This is a genomic window from Spirochaetota bacterium, from assembly GCA_017999915.1.
Taxonomy (GTDB): Bacteria; Spirochaetota; UBA4802; order UBA4802; family UBA5550; genus RBG-16-49-21.
This window is the reverse complement of sequence record JAGNKX010000002.1, coordinates 329,809-347,557: the sequence shown is the minus strand read 5'-3', so window position 1 is coordinate 347,557 and position 17,749 is coordinate 329,809. Positions and strand designations below refer to the sequence as shown.

At 52.0% G+C, this 17,749-nt stretch carries 13 protein-coding genes; 7 read left to right on the top strand and 6 right to left on the bottom strand.

Translation table 11 applies throughout. The annotated features are described in order from the left end of the window. The first annotated feature begins 207 nt into the window (after positions 1 to 207). From KA369_05610 to KA369_05590, 5 genes are all read left to right on the top strand, one after another. The gene (locus KA369_05610; protein MBP7735433.1) at positions 208 to 1,119 is read left to right on the top strand and encodes an outer membrane beta-barrel protein; all 912 of its coding nucleotides are present in this window, start codon (positions 208 to 210) and stop codon (positions 1,117 to 1,119) included. A gap of 12 nt (positions 1,120 to 1,131) precedes the next feature. After that, complete coding sequence (gene hypF / locus KA369_05605) at positions 1,132 to 3,414, top strand: carbamoyltransferase HypF (GenBank protein ID MBP7735432.1); 2,283 nt, start codon at positions 1,132 to 1,134, stop codon at positions 3,412 to 3,414. A gap of 125 nt (positions 3,415 to 3,539) precedes the next feature. Further along, entirely contained in the window at positions 3,540 to 4,922 is a 1,383-nt protein-coding gene (locus KA369_05600) for a hypothetical protein (GenBank protein ID MBP7735431.1), read from the top strand. 437 nt (positions 4,923 to 5,359) lie between these two features. Then, the gene (locus tag KA369_05595; protein MBP7735430.1) at positions 5,360 to 8,029 is read left to right on the top strand and encodes a HAMP domain-containing protein; all 2,670 of its coding nucleotides are present in this window, start codon (positions 5,360 to 5,362) and stop codon (positions 8,027 to 8,029) included. Positions 8,030 to 8,139: 110 nt separating this feature from the next. After that, positions 8,140 to 8,970: an SDR family oxidoreductase gene (locus tag KA369_05590; GenBank protein MBP7735429.1), complete on the top strand. Its 831-nt coding sequence runs from the start codon at positions 8,140 to 8,142 to the stop codon at positions 8,968 to 8,970. Between the two features lie 77 nt (positions 8,971 to 9,047). On the opposite strand, the gene KA369_05585 is transcribed toward KA369_05590, so the two are convergent. Both KA369_05585 and KA369_05580 read right to left on the bottom strand, forming a co-directional pair. Beyond that, positions 9,048 to 9,848: an ABC transporter permease gene (locus tag KA369_05585; protein ID MBP7735428.1), complete on the bottom strand. Its 801-nt coding sequence runs from the start codon at positions 9,846 to 9,848 to the stop codon at positions 9,048 to 9,050. Then, complete coding sequence (locus tag KA369_05580; GenBank protein MBP7735427.1) at positions 9,845 to 10,810, bottom strand: ABC transporter ATP-binding protein; 966 nt, start codon at positions 10,808 to 10,810, stop codon at positions 9,845 to 9,847. Before KA369_05580 ends, KA369_05585 begins: the two co-directional genes overlap by 4 nt. 534 nt (positions 10,811 to 11,344) lie before the next feature. Here KA369_05580 and KA369_05575 point away from each other — a divergent pair. Beyond that, positions 11,345 to 12,904 (top strand): hypothetical protein, encoded by a 1,560-nt coding sequence (locus tag KA369_05575; protein ID MBP7735426.1) that lies wholly within the window; start codon positions 11,345 to 11,347, stop codon positions 12,902 to 12,904. A 609-nt stretch (positions 12,905 to 13,513) separates the two neighbouring features. Here KA369_05575 and KA369_05570 read toward each other — a convergent pair. Genes KA369_05570 through KA369_05555 form a run of 4 tightly spaced genes read right to left on the bottom strand, consistent with a single transcriptional unit; the run spans position 13,514 to position 16,145 of the window. Beyond that, entirely contained in the window at positions 13,514 to 14,518 is a 1,005-nt protein-coding gene (locus KA369_05570; protein ID MBP7735425.1) for a radical SAM protein, read from the bottom strand. Positions 14,519 to 14,526: 8 nt separating this feature from the next. Next, on the bottom strand, positions 14,527 to 14,796 hold the full coding sequence (locus KA369_05565) for a PqqD family protein (protein ID MBP7735424.1): 270 nt from the start codon (positions 14,794 to 14,796) through the stop codon (positions 14,527 to 14,529). 9 nt (positions 14,797 to 14,805) lie between these two features. Then, positions 14,806 to 15,672, bottom strand: a complete 867-nt coding sequence (locus tag KA369_05560; GenBank protein MBP7735423.1) for a hypothetical protein — start codon at positions 15,670 to 15,672, stop codon at positions 14,806 to 14,808. Beyond that, on the bottom strand, positions 15,639 to 16,145 hold the full coding sequence (locus KA369_05555) for a hypothetical protein (GenBank protein MBP7735422.1): 507 nt from the start codon (positions 16,143 to 16,145) through the stop codon (positions 15,639 to 15,641). Before KA369_05555 ends, KA369_05560 begins: the two co-directional genes overlap by 34 nt. 375 nt (positions 16,146 to 16,520) lie before the next feature. On the opposite strand from KA369_05555, the gene KA369_05550 reads away from it, so the two are divergent. Then, on the top strand, positions 16,521 to 17,741 hold the full coding sequence (locus KA369_05550; protein MBP7735421.1) for a nucleotidyltransferase family protein: 1,221 nt from the start codon (positions 16,521 to 16,523) through the stop codon (positions 17,739 to 17,741). Positions 17,742 to 17,749 lie beyond the last annotated feature (8 nt).

The following is a 17,749-nucleotide window of genomic DNA, read 5'->3' as shown; positions in this document are numbered from 1 at the left end:
ATTTTAGTTTTTATAGGTTGGGCTATATTGATTTACACAAAAAGAGAGTTATTAGAACCTTGTTAAAAGTGTAACCTATGTGCCCAGTTTAAAATGTAACCCATGTGGCCGTTCCAACAGGGTGAGGATCAAATTACCGCAAAAATGAATTGACGCCGTTCGGTTGAATGTTTAGCTTTTAGCGGATATGACGATCGGGGACCCTCCATGAAAAAACTGGTTATGATATCTGTGCTGGTGCTTCTCGCGGCGGGATGGTGCCGCGTTTATGCCGCTGCTATGGCCGCGGACGCCGCAAACAGGCCGCCGCGCGGCGTGTCGTCCGTGGACGCCCCGAAGGCCGATGACGGGAAATCAGATTCCGGCATAAAGGAAAGCGAGGGCGGAGACTGGCGGGACCCCGACAGCGAGAAAAGCAAAAAACTGGACGGCAAGACCGAGGATGACGGCATCGAGGCCCGGCTGAAGGAGCATCCCTCCATCAGAAAAAGCAAGAAGGTCCTGGCCTTTAATATGGGATTCAGCATCGGGGCCTTCGGGTATGGGATCCTTGGGCCCCGCGAGTCGAGGGAAGATTTTTTCAAATACAAATATGAAAAGGGCTCCTTCACCGCCGGTTTCCGTGGAGGCATGGAGGCGCTTTTCACCATCAGGAAGCGCCACTGCATCTCAGTCGGGCTATTTTACGAGCAGCGGATCATTCAGGTCAGGATCATCAACACCAGCCTCTTCGCCATTTTTTCCGGGCTGCCGCTGCCGTTCCTCTACAGCCTGCCCCTCAACAAGTACGTGGACAAATCGAATGTCGACACCAATTACATCACCGCGCCGGTCCTGTATCGCTTCTATATACTGGAGGAGTTTTACATGGGAGCCGGGCTGGACGTGGCAGTTCTCTTCTTCGCCAAGGCCCGGTACAGCGTTTTCCTCTATGGAAGGAAAACCGATTACACCACGCGCCTGCAGCCGATCGACCTGGGAGCAAGGATGGTCTTCGGCTTCACCATGAACCGCGTATTCATCGAATTCGGCATCGGCTGCGGAGTGCTTGATTATGACCGGATTCCGGGCGAGCGCCACACCCTCTACGTCACCGGCATGATAGGGTACCGGATATAGCTTCTCCTTCCCATGAAGAAATCGCTGAATATCAGGATAAAAGGTATCGTCCAGGGCGTTGGCTTCCGTCCCTTCGTGCATCAGCTGGCCCGGCGTCACAACATCACCGGGAGCGTCCTGAACGACACTGAAGGAGTGGTGGTGCGCGCAGACGGCGAGGAGGGGGACCTGGGCCGGTTTCTCGCCGAGCTGACCACGGCCGCGCCGCCCCTGGCCATGATCATGTCGGTTGACGCGCGCGAGGCAGCGCCCTCGGTCCGCGCGGACTTTGGCATTGAACGGAGCGCCGTGACCGCCGAGCGCCTCGCCTTCTATTCCCCCGACGTGGCCCTGTGCGACCGGTGCCGCCGGGAGTTCGCGGACCCGTCAAACCGGCGCTATCACTATCCCTTTATCACCTGCATCAACTGCGGGCCGCGGTTCAGCATTGTCCGCGACATCCCCTATGACCGGAAGAACACCGCCATGGAGCCCTTCCCGATGTGCGACCGGTGCATGGCCGAATATACCGACCCTGAAAACCGGCGTTTTCATTCGCAGCCCAACGCCTGCCCTGTCTGCGGGCCCCGCATCGCCCTCTATGACGGCGGGAAGAAGCTCCTTGAATCAGACACCGAGGCCGTGGCAGTGAAGACCGTGTCTCTTCTTAAAAGGGGCTCGGTCATGGCCATCAAGGGCATCGGCGGGTACCACCTCGCCGCGGACGCGCGGAACGACAATGCCCTCGGCGAGCTCCGGAAGAGAAAGAGGCGGCCCTTCAAGCCCTTCGCCGTCATGGCGGCTTCCGTGGAAGCAGCCGGGAGGTTCCTCGAAATAGGCCCGGTGGAGCGGGAGCTGCTCTGCTCCAAGGAGCGGCCCATCGTGCTCCTCAGGGAAACACGCCACGACGTGAGCCGGATGGTGGCCCCGGGCCTTTCCTACCTGGGCCTCATGCTTCCCTACGCGCCCTTTCATCACCATCTCTTTTCAATCGATCCGGACATGGTCCTGGTGATGACGAGCGGCAATGTCACGGACGAGCCGATCGAGTACTGCGACGACACGGTGTTCGAGCGGCTGGGGCGCATCGCCGATTATTTCGTCACCTATGACCGCGAGATCATCGGCCAGGGAGACGACAGCGTCCTTTACGTGGTGAACCGGAAGCCCTACTTCATACGGCGCTCCAGGGGCTATGTGCCGGTCCCGTTCCTTTCCGGGGACGCGCCGGCGAACATGCTCGCCATGGGCGGCGACCTGAAGAACAGCTTCGCCCTGGCCAGGAAGAATTTCATCATCATGAGCCAGTACCTGGGAGACATGGCCGATCCCCTCACCTACGAGGTCTTCCGGCGAACGGTGGGGCACTTCATCGGGATCTTCGACGCGGAGCCTGAGGTGATCGTGGCGGACGAGCACCCGGCGTATCTTACAAGGCAGCACGCGGAAGAGCTGGCGTCGGGGGGGAAGCGACTCATCGAGGTCCAGCACCATCACGCCCATGTCGCCTCTGTCATGGAGGAGCACGGCCTCGAGGGCGCGGTCATCGGCATCGCCTTCGACGGCACCGGCTACGGCAGGGACGGCACCCTCTGGGGGAGCGAGTTCCTGGTGGCCACCAGGGGCGGCTTCGAGCGGGCGGCCCACTTCAGCGCCTTCCCCCTGCCCGGCGGCGAGAGCGCTATCAAGGACGTGTGGAAGATCGGCCTCTCCCTGCTGCACCGGCGTTTCGGCGATAACTATCCGGTCATGGCGCGTGATGGGGATTCAGCGGTCGTCATCGAAATTATAAAGAAGAAGATCAATTCGCCCCTCACCTGCAGCATAGGGCGGATATTCGACGGCATCGCGGCCATCCTGTGCATTGCCCGCTCCGTCAGCGCCGAGGCTGAGGCCGCGCAGCTCCTGGAGGAGGCGGCCCTGCGGGGGAGGGCGCCGGAAAAACCCTATCTTGTCCCGTTCTCCGACGGCGAACCGATAGTTATCGGTACCGATGACCTCACGGCTTACGTCGTCTCCCTCGTGGAGAAGGGGACCGCCGTCGACGACATCGCGGCGGCATTCCACCAGAGCATCATCCACACCACGGCCGCCGTGGCGGAGAGGATACGGGAACGGAGCGGCATCAACGGCGTTGCCCTGAGCGGCGGGGTCTTTCACAACCGGGTCCTCCTGGAAGGCATCATCGATCTCCTCTCGGAGAAAGGCTTCACCGTGTACACCCATAAGCAGGTTCCCTGCAATGACGGATGCATCGCCCTGGGCCAGCTCGCGGTGGCGAAAAAGCTTCTTGGATCGCCGGAAAATAAAAGTTAAAAAAATATCACCAAAACTTGACTTTCCCCCCTTCCTTGAATATTTTCATTCGGTTGCGCCTTTATTAAGATGGATGTCTGAGATGTGACACGGACCTTCCATCGGGCCGGCCCGGAGGATTTGTCATGTTGAGAGATATAAAGCGCAGGGAAACCGCGGCATCCATGATGCTTGCGGGAGTTATGGCCGCGGCGCTGGTTATTGCGTCCTGCAACGGCCATGGCGGGGAGCGGGACTATGGCGCCTCATTGCTGGCCTCGTCGTATTTTGCCAATCAGGAGCTGCCGGTAAAAGGCGACGGCCTGTACGTGTCGCCCGACGCAAAATCCAACCTGACGGTCAGCGGCCCGGTCCGCGTGCTGAAGCTTTCCGGGACGCGTTCCCGGATGGGTTATGCCTACGGGTATCTCCTCGCGGCGGAGATCATGAATACCATGAATCGGTTTTCCTGCTGGGTGGCTTCCCATCGCAACTATGATTACGCGGCGCTTGGGGACCGCCAGGCCTATGTGGCGTGGGACCCCGACTCACTCGCCGAGATGCAGGGTATGCTTGACGGGATGGGGGACGCGCTCCCAGAAGGGGACCTCGCGGTGAGGCCGGCGGGCGGCGTCGCTCACCGGGTAAACCTGGACGACCTCAAGATACTGAACACCCTGGCCGACTGGGCCTGTTCGAGCTTCAGCGTCTGGGGCGGGGGAAGGTCCCTGGACGGGGGATCGACTCTCATGGCGCGCAACCTGGATTATTATATCGATCCGGGCGCCACCATCAAGCGGAGCCATGTCATCATCTCGTATAATCCTTCTGCCGGCACACGGTGGGTCAATGTGGCCTTCTGCGGCATCATCGGCTGCATCAGCGGGATGAACGAATACGGCGTGGCCGGCATTATCCAGAACACAATCCATCTGCCGAACACCGATGCCTCCGGGTTCATTCCCCGCTCCATAGCGCTGCGGAAGGTGCTGGAAGGCTCTGACGGGTCCTCGACGCCGGCCGATATTGAAGCCATGCTGGAAGGATTCCCCAACTACAACGGCTGCAATTATCTCTTCGCCTATCCCTCGGCGGGACGGACAGGGGATGACATCGCCGCGGTCATGGAGTATGACGGCAAGGCGGATCATCCCGATGGCAGGGTGACGCACCGCAAGCCGTCGGACAACGGGACATTGCCCTGGAATGCAGATTATGACCAGAGGGTATCGCTATCCTACGCGATAATCAATACCAACCATTACCTGAAGCGATACAGTGAAATCAGCTATGTTGAATCCGCCAAACGGTACTGCACCATCAAGGAGATGCTGCCGGTTGCCCTGGGCGACGGCCATGTGAGCAGGGAAGAAGGCAGGGCAATCATGGAGGCAGTGGGAGGATACGGCACTCTCCACACGGTGATCTTCGAGCCGGATAATCTCTTCTTAAGAATATATCTTTCAAGCGGAGACAGGGGCGCCTTTGAGTATCCGGAGCATGATTTCCTGTTCGAGGAGTTGTTTTGATGACCAGCTATCTGGATTTAGTTTTGCTCTGACCCCACCTTTTTCCCAGGCGAAAGGTTCGTTTCCCCCGATAGTTATCGGTCCATGGATGCTCTGACCCCGGTGTGGACCGATAGTTATCGGTAATGCACGCCTGCTGGTTCGGCAAGATGCCTCAATCCTGGATGCGAAGCCCCCTTGTCTGGATGCTCTGACCCCTTCTTCCAGATCAAGACCGGCAAGGATCCCCGTGACATAGTCAATGTGACCGGCCGATGGCGGTTTCTTCTTTTATAATATGTAATCCCTCGTCTTGGCTATTTTGCCTATTCTGCCCGGATATTTCTTGACAGTCCGGTTGGTTTGTGATCAGTTATTTTATTATAAGCCAAAGGTTTCACGAATAGTAGCGCGGATTGACTGTCGCGCCCATGGGAGCCGATGAATTAGGGGGGAAGATGGGAACGGAACGAATATTTTATTTAAACTCATTTTCCATCGGCTCTCTCATTGCCGTCACCTTCTTTGTCGTCGTTGCCCTTTTTTTACTCTCCCTCAGGCAGAAATCAAAGGCGACCTTACACCTTGGCCTGGCTTTCGCCTTCCTGGCTGTGTTCAATTTCGGCTACCTGATCTGCGCCAGCATTTACCATCCCCTGGCGGCCTTTCACCGCTGGATCACCGTCGCCTGTATCCTCATCGCCGAGATACACGGCAATCTTTTTTATCTGTGCTATCCCGAAGTGACTTATCCCCGCTTTACGAAGTGGTACGGCAGGATCGCCTATGGCCTGATGAGCCTTTGTATCATATTTTTCTGTGTAATGACCGTCAGGGCTGAACGGGTCTTTCTCTACCACGGGCACTACTGGGACTTCAACGCCGATGAGATCAGCAAGTATATCGGCATCGTGATCGTCGCCAATATCGTCATAACCATAATCGTCGCCATCTGGAAAGTAATTGTCCTGAAAGGAAGGGAGCGCTGGATTGTCGCCCTCCTCGGCGGCGTCTATCTCGTGTCGAATATTATTCCGTCGCTCCTGAATACCATGAGCAGGGACGGCGTGGTCGGGCGTGATATATTCAACAACGTATGGGTCCTGCTGAATCTCACCGGTTACTTTTTCATGACCATCGTCTATCTCAATAATTCCAGGGACCGCTTCTCCTTCATCGGCAAGATCATCGGCATATCCCTCGTCGCCTTTCTGATCGTGCTCCAGTTCTCAAGCTATATCTCCCTCCAGGAGCGGGACGAGGCCTATGACGAGATTTACCACCGGGAGATGGATATGACCCTGCAGACCGGCCGTCTCACCAGGGCGGCGCGATACCGCTTCGTCTATACGGTCGATAAAGACGAAGTGACGGCCCATGATGGGGTTGACCCGGATGGGTTCCCGTCCATCGGCGTCGACCTGACAAACGCCTATTATTACGGCATGCTTAAAACATATTTCCGCGACAAGGATTTCACCGGGGCGAAGCGCTTCCTGGAGCAGGGACATCCCTATTTTGGCGGCTACAGGGGCGGATTGAAGGCGCTCCTTGAGAGCAAGCCGGAGAACGCCGCAGATCCGGTGAAGCTTCTGGATGATGCGATAGGGTCCCTGAACAAGACAACCTTTTATCATGGGAGTAAGATCCGGCAGATGCCCGATGATGGGTTTCGCGGCGTCATGGAGGCCTACCTCGCGAAGGAGCACAAGGGCTTCGGTCCCTTTGCCGACGCCATGAAGCGTCATCTTGCGGAGAGCGGCTCCACGGGTAGGGACCTGAAGGCGGAGATGCTGCGCTACCTCGCGCCGGTCCAGAAGCCCGGATCGCGCGTCTACCGGACCGCTTCCGGGAGCGGGGCCCACTATGTTTCGTTCTGCCGCGCCGATTATAAAGGCGGTCTCGTCCACGAGGTGGGCTTCTCCTACGAGGAGTACCGGGGATTCATGCACAAGTCCGTGCTGAAGCTCGTCCTCCTCCTGGGCGTCGTCCTGGTGGTGGTCCGGTTCGGATTCCAGCTCTTTTTCCGCGGCGTTCTCATCACGCCGCTCCGGAACCTCTCGCACGGCGTGCGCTCCGTCAACGGGGGCGACCTGGAAACGTCCGTTCCCGTCATCATGGAGGACGAGATCGGCTATGTGACGCGGTCCTTCAACACCATGGTGGCGACGATACGGGGGATGATCGGCACCATATCCACGAACAGCTTCGAGATCAAGACCGTGAGCAAAGACATGGACCAGGCGTCCCAGCACCTGGCCGATATCGCCCGGGAGCTCACGGCCATCGTGGAGGAGGCTGCTTCGGCCTACGAGGAGATGTCGTCGTCCTTCGAGAAAAACCTCGATTCGATAAGGGTCCAGATGGACAACTCCGAGGGCGTCAAGAACGAGATCACCCAGATCAACGCCAAGAGCGGACAGCTCTCCCAGCGGGTATCGAGCCTCACCGACAGCATCAACGAGGCCATCCGGCAGGTCGACGTCGGCGCCGAGACCATAGACAAGTCGATACGGGCCATCAGCGGCCTCGCGGAATACCTGAAGCGCATCGAGGAGACGGTCAACTCCATCAACGAGCTGGCCGACAAGATCAACCTCCTGGCACTGAACGCCGCCATCGAGGCTGCCCGGGCCGGTGAGCAGGGGAGGGGCTTTGCCGTGGTGGCCGACGAGGTGAACAAGCTGGCGGACCAGACCACCGAGCTGGTCAAGGGGATCCAGTCCACCATCGTGCAGCATACGTCCCAGGTGGCCGGCGAGCTCCAGTATATCAGCGGCACCGCGGACATCTTCATGAACGTGAGGTCGAAGATCCTCGAGACCGGCGACGTGATGAAGGACGCCATCGCCTTCACCACGGGCCTGAACGGCATGAACACCGAGATCCAGACGAAGATCGAGCAGCTGAGCGGCATCTCCGGCGATATCTACACGTTTTCCCATGAGCAGGTTGACGTGCTGCAGGAGCTGACCAAGATGATCAACACCATCACCGATATAGCGCAGAACACCCTCCAGAACGCCGACGTGGTCCGGAGCTTTTCGAAGATCATCGAGCAGATATCCAATGAGCTCAATGACAACATAGAAGCCATCCGGAAGCGCGAGTCCCCGGACGAGCAATAAAAAAACGAAGCGGTTTATAAATCCGGTCGACAGAGAGCTCCCGCTCTGGTAGGATGTGCGCCGTAATGCCGATGCATCATATCCAACGCGCAGAAGGAGGCTCCACGGCCATGAATGTTTTTGACGGCAAGCGAATATACATCACCGGCGGCTCCAGCGGGATCGGCCTTGAGATCGCCCGGCAGCTCGCCTCTCAGGGCGCCGACCTGCTCCTTTTTGCCCGCGACCCTAAAAAGCTGGAGGATGCCCGCGCCATCGTCGATGACGCCCGCGGCGGACTTACCCGGCGAACCGGGGTAATGTCCCTTGACGTCGGCGACAACGCCATGACCGTGAAGGCCATCGGGCGCGCGGTGAAGGAGTTCGGCCCGCCCGATATGATCATCAATAGCGCCGGCATAGGAAGCGCCAATTACTTCGAAAAGATTTCCTACGACGAATTTGACCGGGTCATGAAGACAAATCTCTATGGCACACGGAACGTCATCGCCGCGGCCCTTCCCCATATGAAGGGTAGTGGCGGCACCATTGTAATTGTATCCTCGATGGCCGGTTTCATGAGCATTTTCGGTTACTCGGCGTACGCGACGTCGAAATTCGCCCTGATCGGTTTTTCCGAGGCCCTCTGCAGCGAGCTGGCAGGGCGCGGCATAAAGGTATTGCTTGCCTGCCCGCCGGAGACCGACACACCCTTCCTGGTCGAGGAGAACAAGACAATTCCCCCGGAGTGCCGGGCGATGAAGGACATCATGGGGACCCTCGGCGTCGGTTACGTTGCTCGGCACATCATACGGGGCATCGCGCGCGGAAAGTACCTGATCATGCCCGGGCATGTGGCCCGGTTCCTCTATTACCTCCAGCGTTTTTCCCCGGGGTGGGTGTCCCGCATGATCGCTGATAGCACCGTGAAGCGGGCGGCGAGGAAGAAAACATCCCTCTAACTCGATGGGAGGGGATAGGGGAGTTTGCTATACGGATTCACTCACACCTCGCCGAGAGCTTCAGATTTGGAGGGAAATCAGTATTGCACCAGGCTCCCGTCCCTCTTGGCCCTTCTGACGGCAAAGCGGAAGGTTGCGATGCTTATCGGCGCCACGATCATGATGAATAGCACCAGATTCATCATGATCGTGCCGATACTTTCAAAGCTTATTCGTGCCAGGAGAAGTTCCCTTAACGCTTTAACGGCATGTGTGATGGGGAGCAGTTCCGCCATGTGCTGTAGTGGTACGGGAAGGACTTCCACTGGAAAGATAACCCCCCCCAGGAAATAGCTCGAAGAACCAAAAACAAACCTGATCGGGTCGCCTTGTTTGAATATCATGATGAATGAAGCTGAAAGCATGCCTATTGCAAGGAATGATAAAAGAGTCAGAACAAGAACTATGATCGTGCCGAGGGCGTGTGCCAGGGATATATTAAATCTGAAAAAAAACACCCCAATGCCAATGAGGATTAGTGATTCAGCAAAGGCCTCAATGAAAGACCAGAGGGAATTGCCGATGAGAATGGTATAAATAGACGTGGGAGTGCTCAGAAGGGCCTCCAGTGTTCCCTCGATCTGAGCGGTCCGTATTTCATTGGAAAAGGCATCAAGGCCCACTGATACGAAAGTGGAAACCGCATATCCTACAAGCACATATGCGAAATAACTGCCGCCGTAGCGTCCCAGGTAGGGAGACAGTGTGCTGCCGAATGTTTCTCCGATGAAATAAAACATGAGGAGTGAGATGATGACTTTTGCCGCCTGAATCGCAAGGTTGAATCGGTAGCTCATAGTGATCAGCATATCTTTCTTTAGAAAGGCGGCCAGTTTCATATGGTGCCTCCCCCGGTGAGGCGTGAAAAGATGTCAACTATTGATTCTTCCCTCTCAACACATCGTGTAATTCGACCACCGGCTGCAACGGCGGCCTCTATGGCATCCGATATGCTTGTTTTTGTTGCCACTCGGCATTCGATGCTGCCGCGTGTTGTGCTGATAATGGTAACGGGGATTTTCGCAGCCCAGCTCTTTTGTGGCATACGGGAGAAATCCATTGTAAAAGTTATGCCGGGATTTACCATGGATGTGAGCTCAGATGGGCTTCCCTCGGCAATCACCGCACCTTCGCTGAGGAGGATAATGCGGTCTGCCAACTGCTGAACTTCGTAGATGTCATGGGTGCAGAGGAGTACCGTGGTCTTTCTTGCGGCGATGAAATTATCTTTGATCAGGGTATGTATGCCGTCCTTCGCAATCGGATCGATGTGGCTTGTTGGCTCATCAAGTAAAAGAATATCGGGATTATGGAGGAGGGCTCTGGCCAGGAGAAATTTTTGTTTGGTCCCTGTCGAGTAAAGGCGGAAGGGTTTGTCTGCTTCAGCCTCGATATTCAATTCTTGAAGAATGGTTGATACCATTCTGCGGAGGGTCCGGCTTGTATAACCGTATAGGGCACAAAAGAATTCAAGGTTCTGCCGGCCGGTGAGGCGCCAGTAAAAAGAGCGGTCGTTGGAAGCCATGACCCCAATTTTTACGGATTCCCTCGCCGCGGCATCGTCAAGGGAAGTGCCGAGTATTTCAATGCTTCCGCCATCAGGGGATACAAGACCGGCAAGTATTTTTATAACTGTTGTTTTACCGGCGCCATTGGGGCCGAGGAGACATGTAATCTTGCCTTGGGGACATTTGAAGCTTATATTGTTCAGTGCGGATATTTTTTTTGAAGCCCGCCATGGCAATAGTGACGGTATCCGATATATCTTTGAAGTATTTATGAATTCTATGGCTTCAGTCATGTGATCTACTCCGCCGCTACAATAATTATTATGACCCGCGTTGTATATTATTTTTTATGCATAAAATTCATTATTTTTTTATAATCAATTCATTTGGCCATGATTACCGGAACTGAGAAACGATATGCCTTGAATGTTATTATCCGAAATATCGGCATTGCGCCACGTACAAAAATAAATGCCACATTCTTTAGAGTTGACAAAAATTATTAATATTCGAATTGTGCTTGATAGTCATTATGTGCAAATCATGTCGGTTATTTCTATCTTGTTGCCTGTTGAATGCATATATTAAGAATTTATTGTTGTGGCGGCGATTCATTATGTCGATCGAAACCGGCGGGTCAATCATTATTGTCAAACCCCTTTATCATAGTTGCCGCGAAATCAACGAGTAATTGGGTGTCCGGGAGCCTCTTTTCCAGAGGCTCTTTTATTTGTGGGTCTTGATGGGGAAGGCTTGCATTCAAAATGAACGTTGTGCGGCCCTGTGCCAGTGTAACAGGCCGGCGTGAATCCAAATAAAGGTACCCTATGATAAAAAAGATCAATGCCCTGTTTTTATCAAGCTATGAGACATCTAACTTCACCATCAGGCACAAGGCGACGGCCCTTCTCTATTTTGATTTCCTGATGCTTTTTTTGCTGACGATGCTGATAGTGTCCTACGCCGTAATCAATCCGGCCGGTTTCCTCAAGGTCTCCGTCGGCGCCGGCAGTATCATGTCCTTCGTCATTCTCAGCATCTTCTTCATCCTGAGGGGCAGGCTGAACTACGCGGTCACGGTCTATCTCTTCCCGACCATAGCCCTGGTCATTGCGGCCCGCTTCGTCAATGCCATGACGGCTCCCAATACCGGCTTTACGTCGTACCTCTACTATTTCTTTTATATCATCGTGTTCACCGCTGTTTTCGGCGAGAAAAAACTGGTGCCTATCGTGTCACTCATTTTCATTGCGGCTAATATCGCTTTCTATGTTTTTGTCAGGGACAGGCTCGACGGGTCTTCGTTGCAGGCGGCGGGCACGGGTATCGCCAACAGCACCGCTGCCCTCCTCATTACCGGCGTCGTCTCGTATATCAACATAACCCTGTCCGGTCTGTCGAACCGGAAGCACAAGGAGGAGGCGGAAGTCAGCGGGAAGCACTATGACATCATTTACCGTATCCTTGATTCCATAAAGAGCATATCCTCCGGCCTCCGGGCCTCGGCTGACACTTTCAACCAGAACGCTGGGAATCTCACCTCGAGGTCCCAGGACCAGGCCGCGCTGGTGGAGGAATCGTCCGCGGCCATGGAGGAAAACACGTCGGCCATCGAGCGCGTCACGTCGGAGGCGGCCGTGCAGGCCGGCGCGATCAATAAGATCGAAAAGGCCATCGGCGGATTGAACGACCTTATCACGGATGTGTCGGGCAAGGCCGGCGCGATCATGAGGGAATCGGAGCGGGCCATGCGCCAGGGTGACGAGGCCCTGGTCGTTTCCAGCAGGGCCCTTGACGGCATGCAGAAAATTTACGGCAGCGCCGAGAAGATCAAGGATATAACCAAGCTGATCACCGAGATTGCCGATAAGACGAACCTGCTCGCGCTGAACGCGTCAATCGAGTCGGCGCGGGCCGGGGAGGCGGGGAGAGGCTTTGCCGTGGTCGCCGACGAGATCTCCAAGCTCGCCGACAACAGCACCTCGTCGGCAAAGGAGATATCCCTCCTGATCAACGAAACCAGCGGAAACATAAATTCCGGCTACGAGATGTTCAACGTCATTCACAACCATGTGCGGGACATCACCGGCACCCTGGCTGCGTCTAACAGGCTCAGCGCGGAGATGAACGACGTGACCGGCAGGCAGATGGAGCTGAGCGATACCGTGTTAAAGGACGTGCAAGGCATCAATGCCCTGTCCAGCAGCATTTCCACCGCCATGAACGAGCAGTCCATCAATATGGGCGAGCTGTCGCGGGCCCTGGACACCATCAACGAGATCGCCCAGAGCAACGCCGTGACGTCCCATGAAGTTCACGAGGCCACTGATAGCCTGATGGAAAGCGTCAGGCAGCTCCTGGACCTGCTGAACAGGGAAGAAGGATAGATGGAATTGTTTCATCTAAAGGTTTTATCTATTATTTATTGATTAAAATCTAATTTGTTTTATATTGCTTATTGGCTATGTCGCCATAGGTTATAATCAAAGGCCTTATTGTTGTGTATATTGTATACCACAATAAGTGTCATTTATTCGTCGTGCGTAATCATTGAGTTGACAAATTATATTATTATATTATTATGACTTTAATATATATACTATAGTCTGATTACTATTTATAAAAAATAATACAAATCAACTGGAGAAAAATGAGATGAAGAAGAATTATGTTACTCCCTCTATAACAAGCGAAGAGATAAAAGTTGGTGTATTCGGTTGCTATGGATCTTCGGGAGGAAATAACGGCGGCGGACAATTCCATCACTATCGTCGCCACCCTTGGTTTTTATTCTTTTGTTAATACTTTTTGTATCAATTGTTAGAATTAAATATTTTTAACTGCATAATCGAAACTTCTGGTTAACCCCAGAAGTTTTTTTATTAAGATGGGTTCCGCGCATCTCTGTTTATTAAATTATAAAAAATAATTAAAGCATGCAATAAGACAACAGAAATGGGAACAGAGTCGATTATATTTCCAAGGCTTCTAGATTTTCATCTCTTGATTTTTCCAGCAAGGCGGCAAGAACTCATCGGTGATCCATGAACTGATCCTGTCTCAAGAAATGCGATTCCGGGGCATCGTTTGCAATTATTCTTCAATTCACATGAGTAACAACCGGAAGCGTCTTCGGGCTTTGATGTCCTGAGCTTGATAATAAAGGGATCGGGATTGTCATGCCATATTTCTTTGATGGTGTTTTTCCTGATTGTGCCTATTTTTTTCCTCATTATGACACAGGGGTAAACATCACCCTGTTGTGCTATGCAGGCTGATGTAATGCCGGCCTTACAGCTCAAAATGGCTCCACCCTCGGTGTTTTCGTCGGGTATCAATCCGCCGTTGATATGAACGGGATCCAATCGGATAAATTCATTGTCAGACAACATGCTGGCCTGTATACCAGTATCTCCATCTGTCCGGGGAGATATAACAACATTAGCCAGGAAAGGCAACCCCAGGGATCTGCAAAGGTCGGCCATGCCATCTAACTCCGAATAGTTCTGCTTCAGTATCGTACCTTTGATTATAATATTAATACCTTCGGAACGCAACAGTTTCACGGCTTTCATCATACTGTTGAATGCCCCCGGGTGGCGCATCAATGAATCATGGGTTTCCGGATTTGCGCCTAAAAGAGATGTTTCAATTCTTGAAATCTGTAATTTTTTTATCAGTTGAACCTCGGCATGACCCAATGTGATTCCAGTTGTAAGTATTGAAACAATAAAGCCGTTATTTCTTGCTTCTCCAAGAATTGTCGGCAAATCATTGCGCAGAAAAGGTTCTCCGCCGGATATGCTGATATTAATGGTCCCTTCTTCACGCAGTTGTTTGAAGAGATTGGAAATCTCATCAATGGTAAGCTCATCTCCATGTTCTTCTGCAAGGAGGCAGTGGATGCAGTCGCAGGGGCAACGGTGGGTGACTTCAAGCATGGCGCTGAATATTTTATTCCGTGCCAGGTACTTATTGTAAACATTCGTGTACAGGTTCACGATGGTCCTCAGAAACGGACCAGATTTTTATCTTTTAAAGTGGTGAGAAATTCAATAAGATCTCCTTCAGCCCGTGATCTTTCAACGTCATATTCCTCGCATATTTTCTCAAGGATCGCCAATGCGGATCTGGAACCGTCGATGAATTTCCATATTAATCCGCCGATTTCATCGAGGTTGTGCAGTAGATCCCCCTTCTCGGTTATGATGATGATGGAATCACCGAGTTCCCTGACGCATAATCCCTCAACGATAAACGGGGTAAAGTTTAAATCCATGATTATAAGTCACGCTCCTTGTGGATGATATTCTTTTTCAATCTCACTCCAGAATCCCTTGTCCTGAAGGAATTCCAGTTTGCGCATCGGCACCAGATCATATATTTTGTCGGCCTGGTCCATCATGTGAATGAAGATTCTTGGAGAAAATTCATCCATCAGCGCAACGGGGGGTATTATTTCTTTGGCAAGCATTGTCACCGCTTCCCTTCTGCTTATATCTGATATGCGATGTTCTTTGCCGTGGTCAATGAGAAAAATCGACTTCAGCAGAGCCGAGCCCTTACGCTTCTTTTTATAATACCCGTTGAAGGGTGTGCCGAGACAGGAAACCGTTTTGCCGCTGAAGTCTATGAGGCATATTTCATCATTCATGATATGGTGCTCTTCGCTCAGTGCCGCGATCGTTGATTTGCCGGAGCCAGAAGGACCGACAAAGAGATATCCATTGCCGCGATAGATTACTCCAGAGCAGTGAATCAGCAGCGAATCCGAGTTGCTGATTTTGCAGCATGAGTAAAAAGCCTGGTACAACAGCTGTTCGAAGACCCTGGATACCGGGCCGCTTGTCAAAGCGTCGCTGACCCGTATTTTTATCGTATTGGGATCAGGTCCGGATTCTCCCTGGACCAAACCGCCTGCGATATCGATAATGGGGCCCGATATTTTTTTTGTTGTGAACAGTGAATCCGGGATATCAACGGTTTTTTCCTGATGGGCAATTTCAATGTCCAGGATAATCTCGGGATCCTTATTCGAGTTATCAGTGCCAAAGTATTCCATGAAAGCCATGACATGCTTTTCCGAAGGGCACACCATGGCAATGGTGCGATCGCCGACATCTAATCGGAATTCGTTCTTTTTTCTCGCAAACATTTTTTTATGAACCTGGGAAGTATCAGTATTGTGTTCCAGGCAGTAAGTGCGATCTGCCGGAATGATTCTTTTTTCGCTTTTATTCTTGCTTCACTATTGGAAATGTCGATACATGCTCCGGTCATGTCACTGATACCATCAATGACACCCACCACGCGTTCGGATCGAATCCACTTTCCAAACCGATTGGCATCGCCTTTTTGATAAATGACTTGCCTCTTGCCCAGAGGCAGTCGAATCAGAAAGCGATAGGTTGTCAATGAATTTCCATCTTTAAAAACGATAACGTCTCCGGGTTTTATCTTGTTGGCCGAACATGACCTGATGCTGATAGTATAACCGGGCATTATCAGAGGTGACATGCTTCCGGTCAGAACAGGGAGTTCGACAATTTCTCCATGGGGAACCATCCCGTTGATCAGGTTAAACCACAGGGATACTGTTTTTTGTTTCTCTTGTTCTGTTTGATTCATTATGAACGTGTTGTTGACTACCGATTAAAATTAAGGGAACTTCGAATTAACAAGCATGGATGCTTCCCCGGTGGCACCTCTGTTGTAATTGCTGCAGTTTAATATTTGTATAATGAAAATCAACACCATTCAAGGTGCTTAAAACCGGCAATTACAGGAGTTACCTCTTCAACGTATCCCTTTCAGATTAAAGATGAAGATAATAACATGCATATTATGTTTCAACAATAAAATAATTTTTAGTTGTACATACCGGTATGGTATAATGAAATTACCACTATCTAAAAACTTGCACATCGTGGCAGAAATCGGCTTAATAGAATATCGATAAATAATGTATACGCCACAGATCGAGAATAATGCGAGTGATGAATCATGAAAATTGAAGATATTCTTATCGTGGAGCTGTGTAAAAAGAGAAAGAACATAGCTCTTATTGAAAATATTTTACAAAATTCAAAGATCAATCTCGGTCGTTTTTTGTCAAAAGTTGACAAGCATTTGGTTAAACCTGTTGTTTTAAGTGAACTGGTCAAGTATCACTTGCCAGAACCGATGAAGTCCGAAATCTCTGCCGCAGCGAAGGAAGCGGTTCTCAATACAGTTCTTTTAAACCAGATGATATTAAAAGAATGTACCAGGATACAAACCGCCTTGGCGGATCATGGTATCGAATGCGTATTGATAAAAGGATTATCCCTTGATTTTACAGGATTGCGCACGGTGGGCGACATTGATATCCTCGTCAGGGAAAAAGACCTCCTGGCGGCGAATAAACTTGTTACACTTGTGGATTATAATTATGTCGGCGATATCATGAACCCCCTGGTCAGGAAGGAGGAGAAAAAGAATATTGCGCTGCAGATGGATTGGAATAACCAGTTTCAGTATTATAATAAAAAAAATGCGCTCCTGCTTGAATTGCACACCAATTTTTTTGAGAGATCTCGGGTCTATGAGTTTGACCTCGACGGGCTTCTGAATAATATTAATATTTTCTGGGACAAGAGGCTGTGGAATGAAAAACTGCGCTCATTTGTTTTGTGCAATGAAGACCTGTTGCTCCTCATGTGCCTTCATACGGCCCTGAAGCGCGCCCCCTATTCAAACCAATTTGTAATGCGAAACGCGCTGGATATAGCTGATCTGATTCAACAGGGGATCGACTGGGATAGGGTCCTCATGATCTCCGGTCAATTGGGGGTCTCTTCCTTTGTGCTTTTTTCCCTCAAATTATCGAGGCGGCTCCTTGATCTGGAGGTGCCGGAACATATCATCACCGATTTAAATGGTCAATGCACTTCGGGGCAGAGACTATGCGTCACGATTCACCTCGGATGCTTCCATGACCTGGTATCGAGCTGGTTCATCTGCACCAGGCTTTACAAATTGCTGGCGCCCTTCGTGTATCAAAAAAAATGGATGCCCCGGCTAAAGGGCATTTTGCTCATTGACCTTTTGTTCCCTCCTAAAAGGACTATGGCCAGTTTTTTCAAGTTGAAATGGGACAACCCCTTTGTTTACGCAACATATCTACTAAACCCCATCAGGTGGACTATCCTGATTGTACGTCGAATTATCGCGTTCTTTATGTAATACGCCAC

Excerpts from the sequence above, each read along its gene's own strand:
- hypF (MBP7735432.1), top strand. The coding sequence starts at position 1,132 with ATGAAGAAATCGCTGAATATCAGGATAAAAGGTATCGTCCAGGGCGTT.
- KA369_05600 (MBP7735431.1), top strand. The coding sequence starts at position 3,540 with ATGTTGAGAGATATAAAGCGCAGGGAAACCGCGGCATCCATGATGCTT.
- KA369_05580 (MBP7735427.1), bottom strand. The coding sequence starts at position 10,810 with ATGACTGAAGCCATAGAATTCATAAATACTTCAAAGATATATCGGATA.
- KA369_05595 (MBP7735430.1), top strand. The coding sequence starts at position 5,360 with ATGGGAACGGAACGAATATTTTATTTAAACTCATTTTCCATCGGCTCT.
- KA369_05610 (MBP7735433.1), top strand. The coding sequence starts at position 208 with ATGAAAAAACTGGTTATGATATCTGTGCTGGTGCTTCTCGCGGCGGGA.
- KA369_05585 (MBP7735428.1), bottom strand. The coding sequence starts at position 9,848 with ATGAAACTGGCCGCCTTTCTAAAGAAAGATATGCTGATCACTATGAGC.
- KA369_05555 (MBP7735422.1), bottom strand. The coding sequence starts at position 16,145 with ATGAATCAAACAGAACAAGAGAAACAAAAAACAGTATCCCTGTGGTTT.
- KA369_05565 (MBP7735424.1), bottom strand. The coding sequence starts at position 14,796 with ATGGATTTAAACTTTACCCCGTTTATCGTTGAGGGATTATGCGTCAGG.
- KA369_05560 (MBP7735423.1), bottom strand. The coding sequence starts at position 15,672 with ATGTTTGCGAGAAAAAAGAACGAATTCCGATTAGATGTCGGCGATCGC.
- KA369_05575 (MBP7735426.1), top strand. The coding sequence starts at position 11,345 with ATGATAAAAAAGATCAATGCCCTGTTTTTATCAAGCTATGAGACATCT.
- KA369_05590 (MBP7735429.1), top strand. The coding sequence starts at position 8,140 with ATGAATGTTTTTGACGGCAAGCGAATATACATCACCGGCGGCTCCAGC.
- KA369_05550 (MBP7735421.1), top strand. The coding sequence starts at position 16,521 with ATGAAAATTGAAGATATTCTTATCGTGGAGCTGTGTAAAAAGAGAAAG.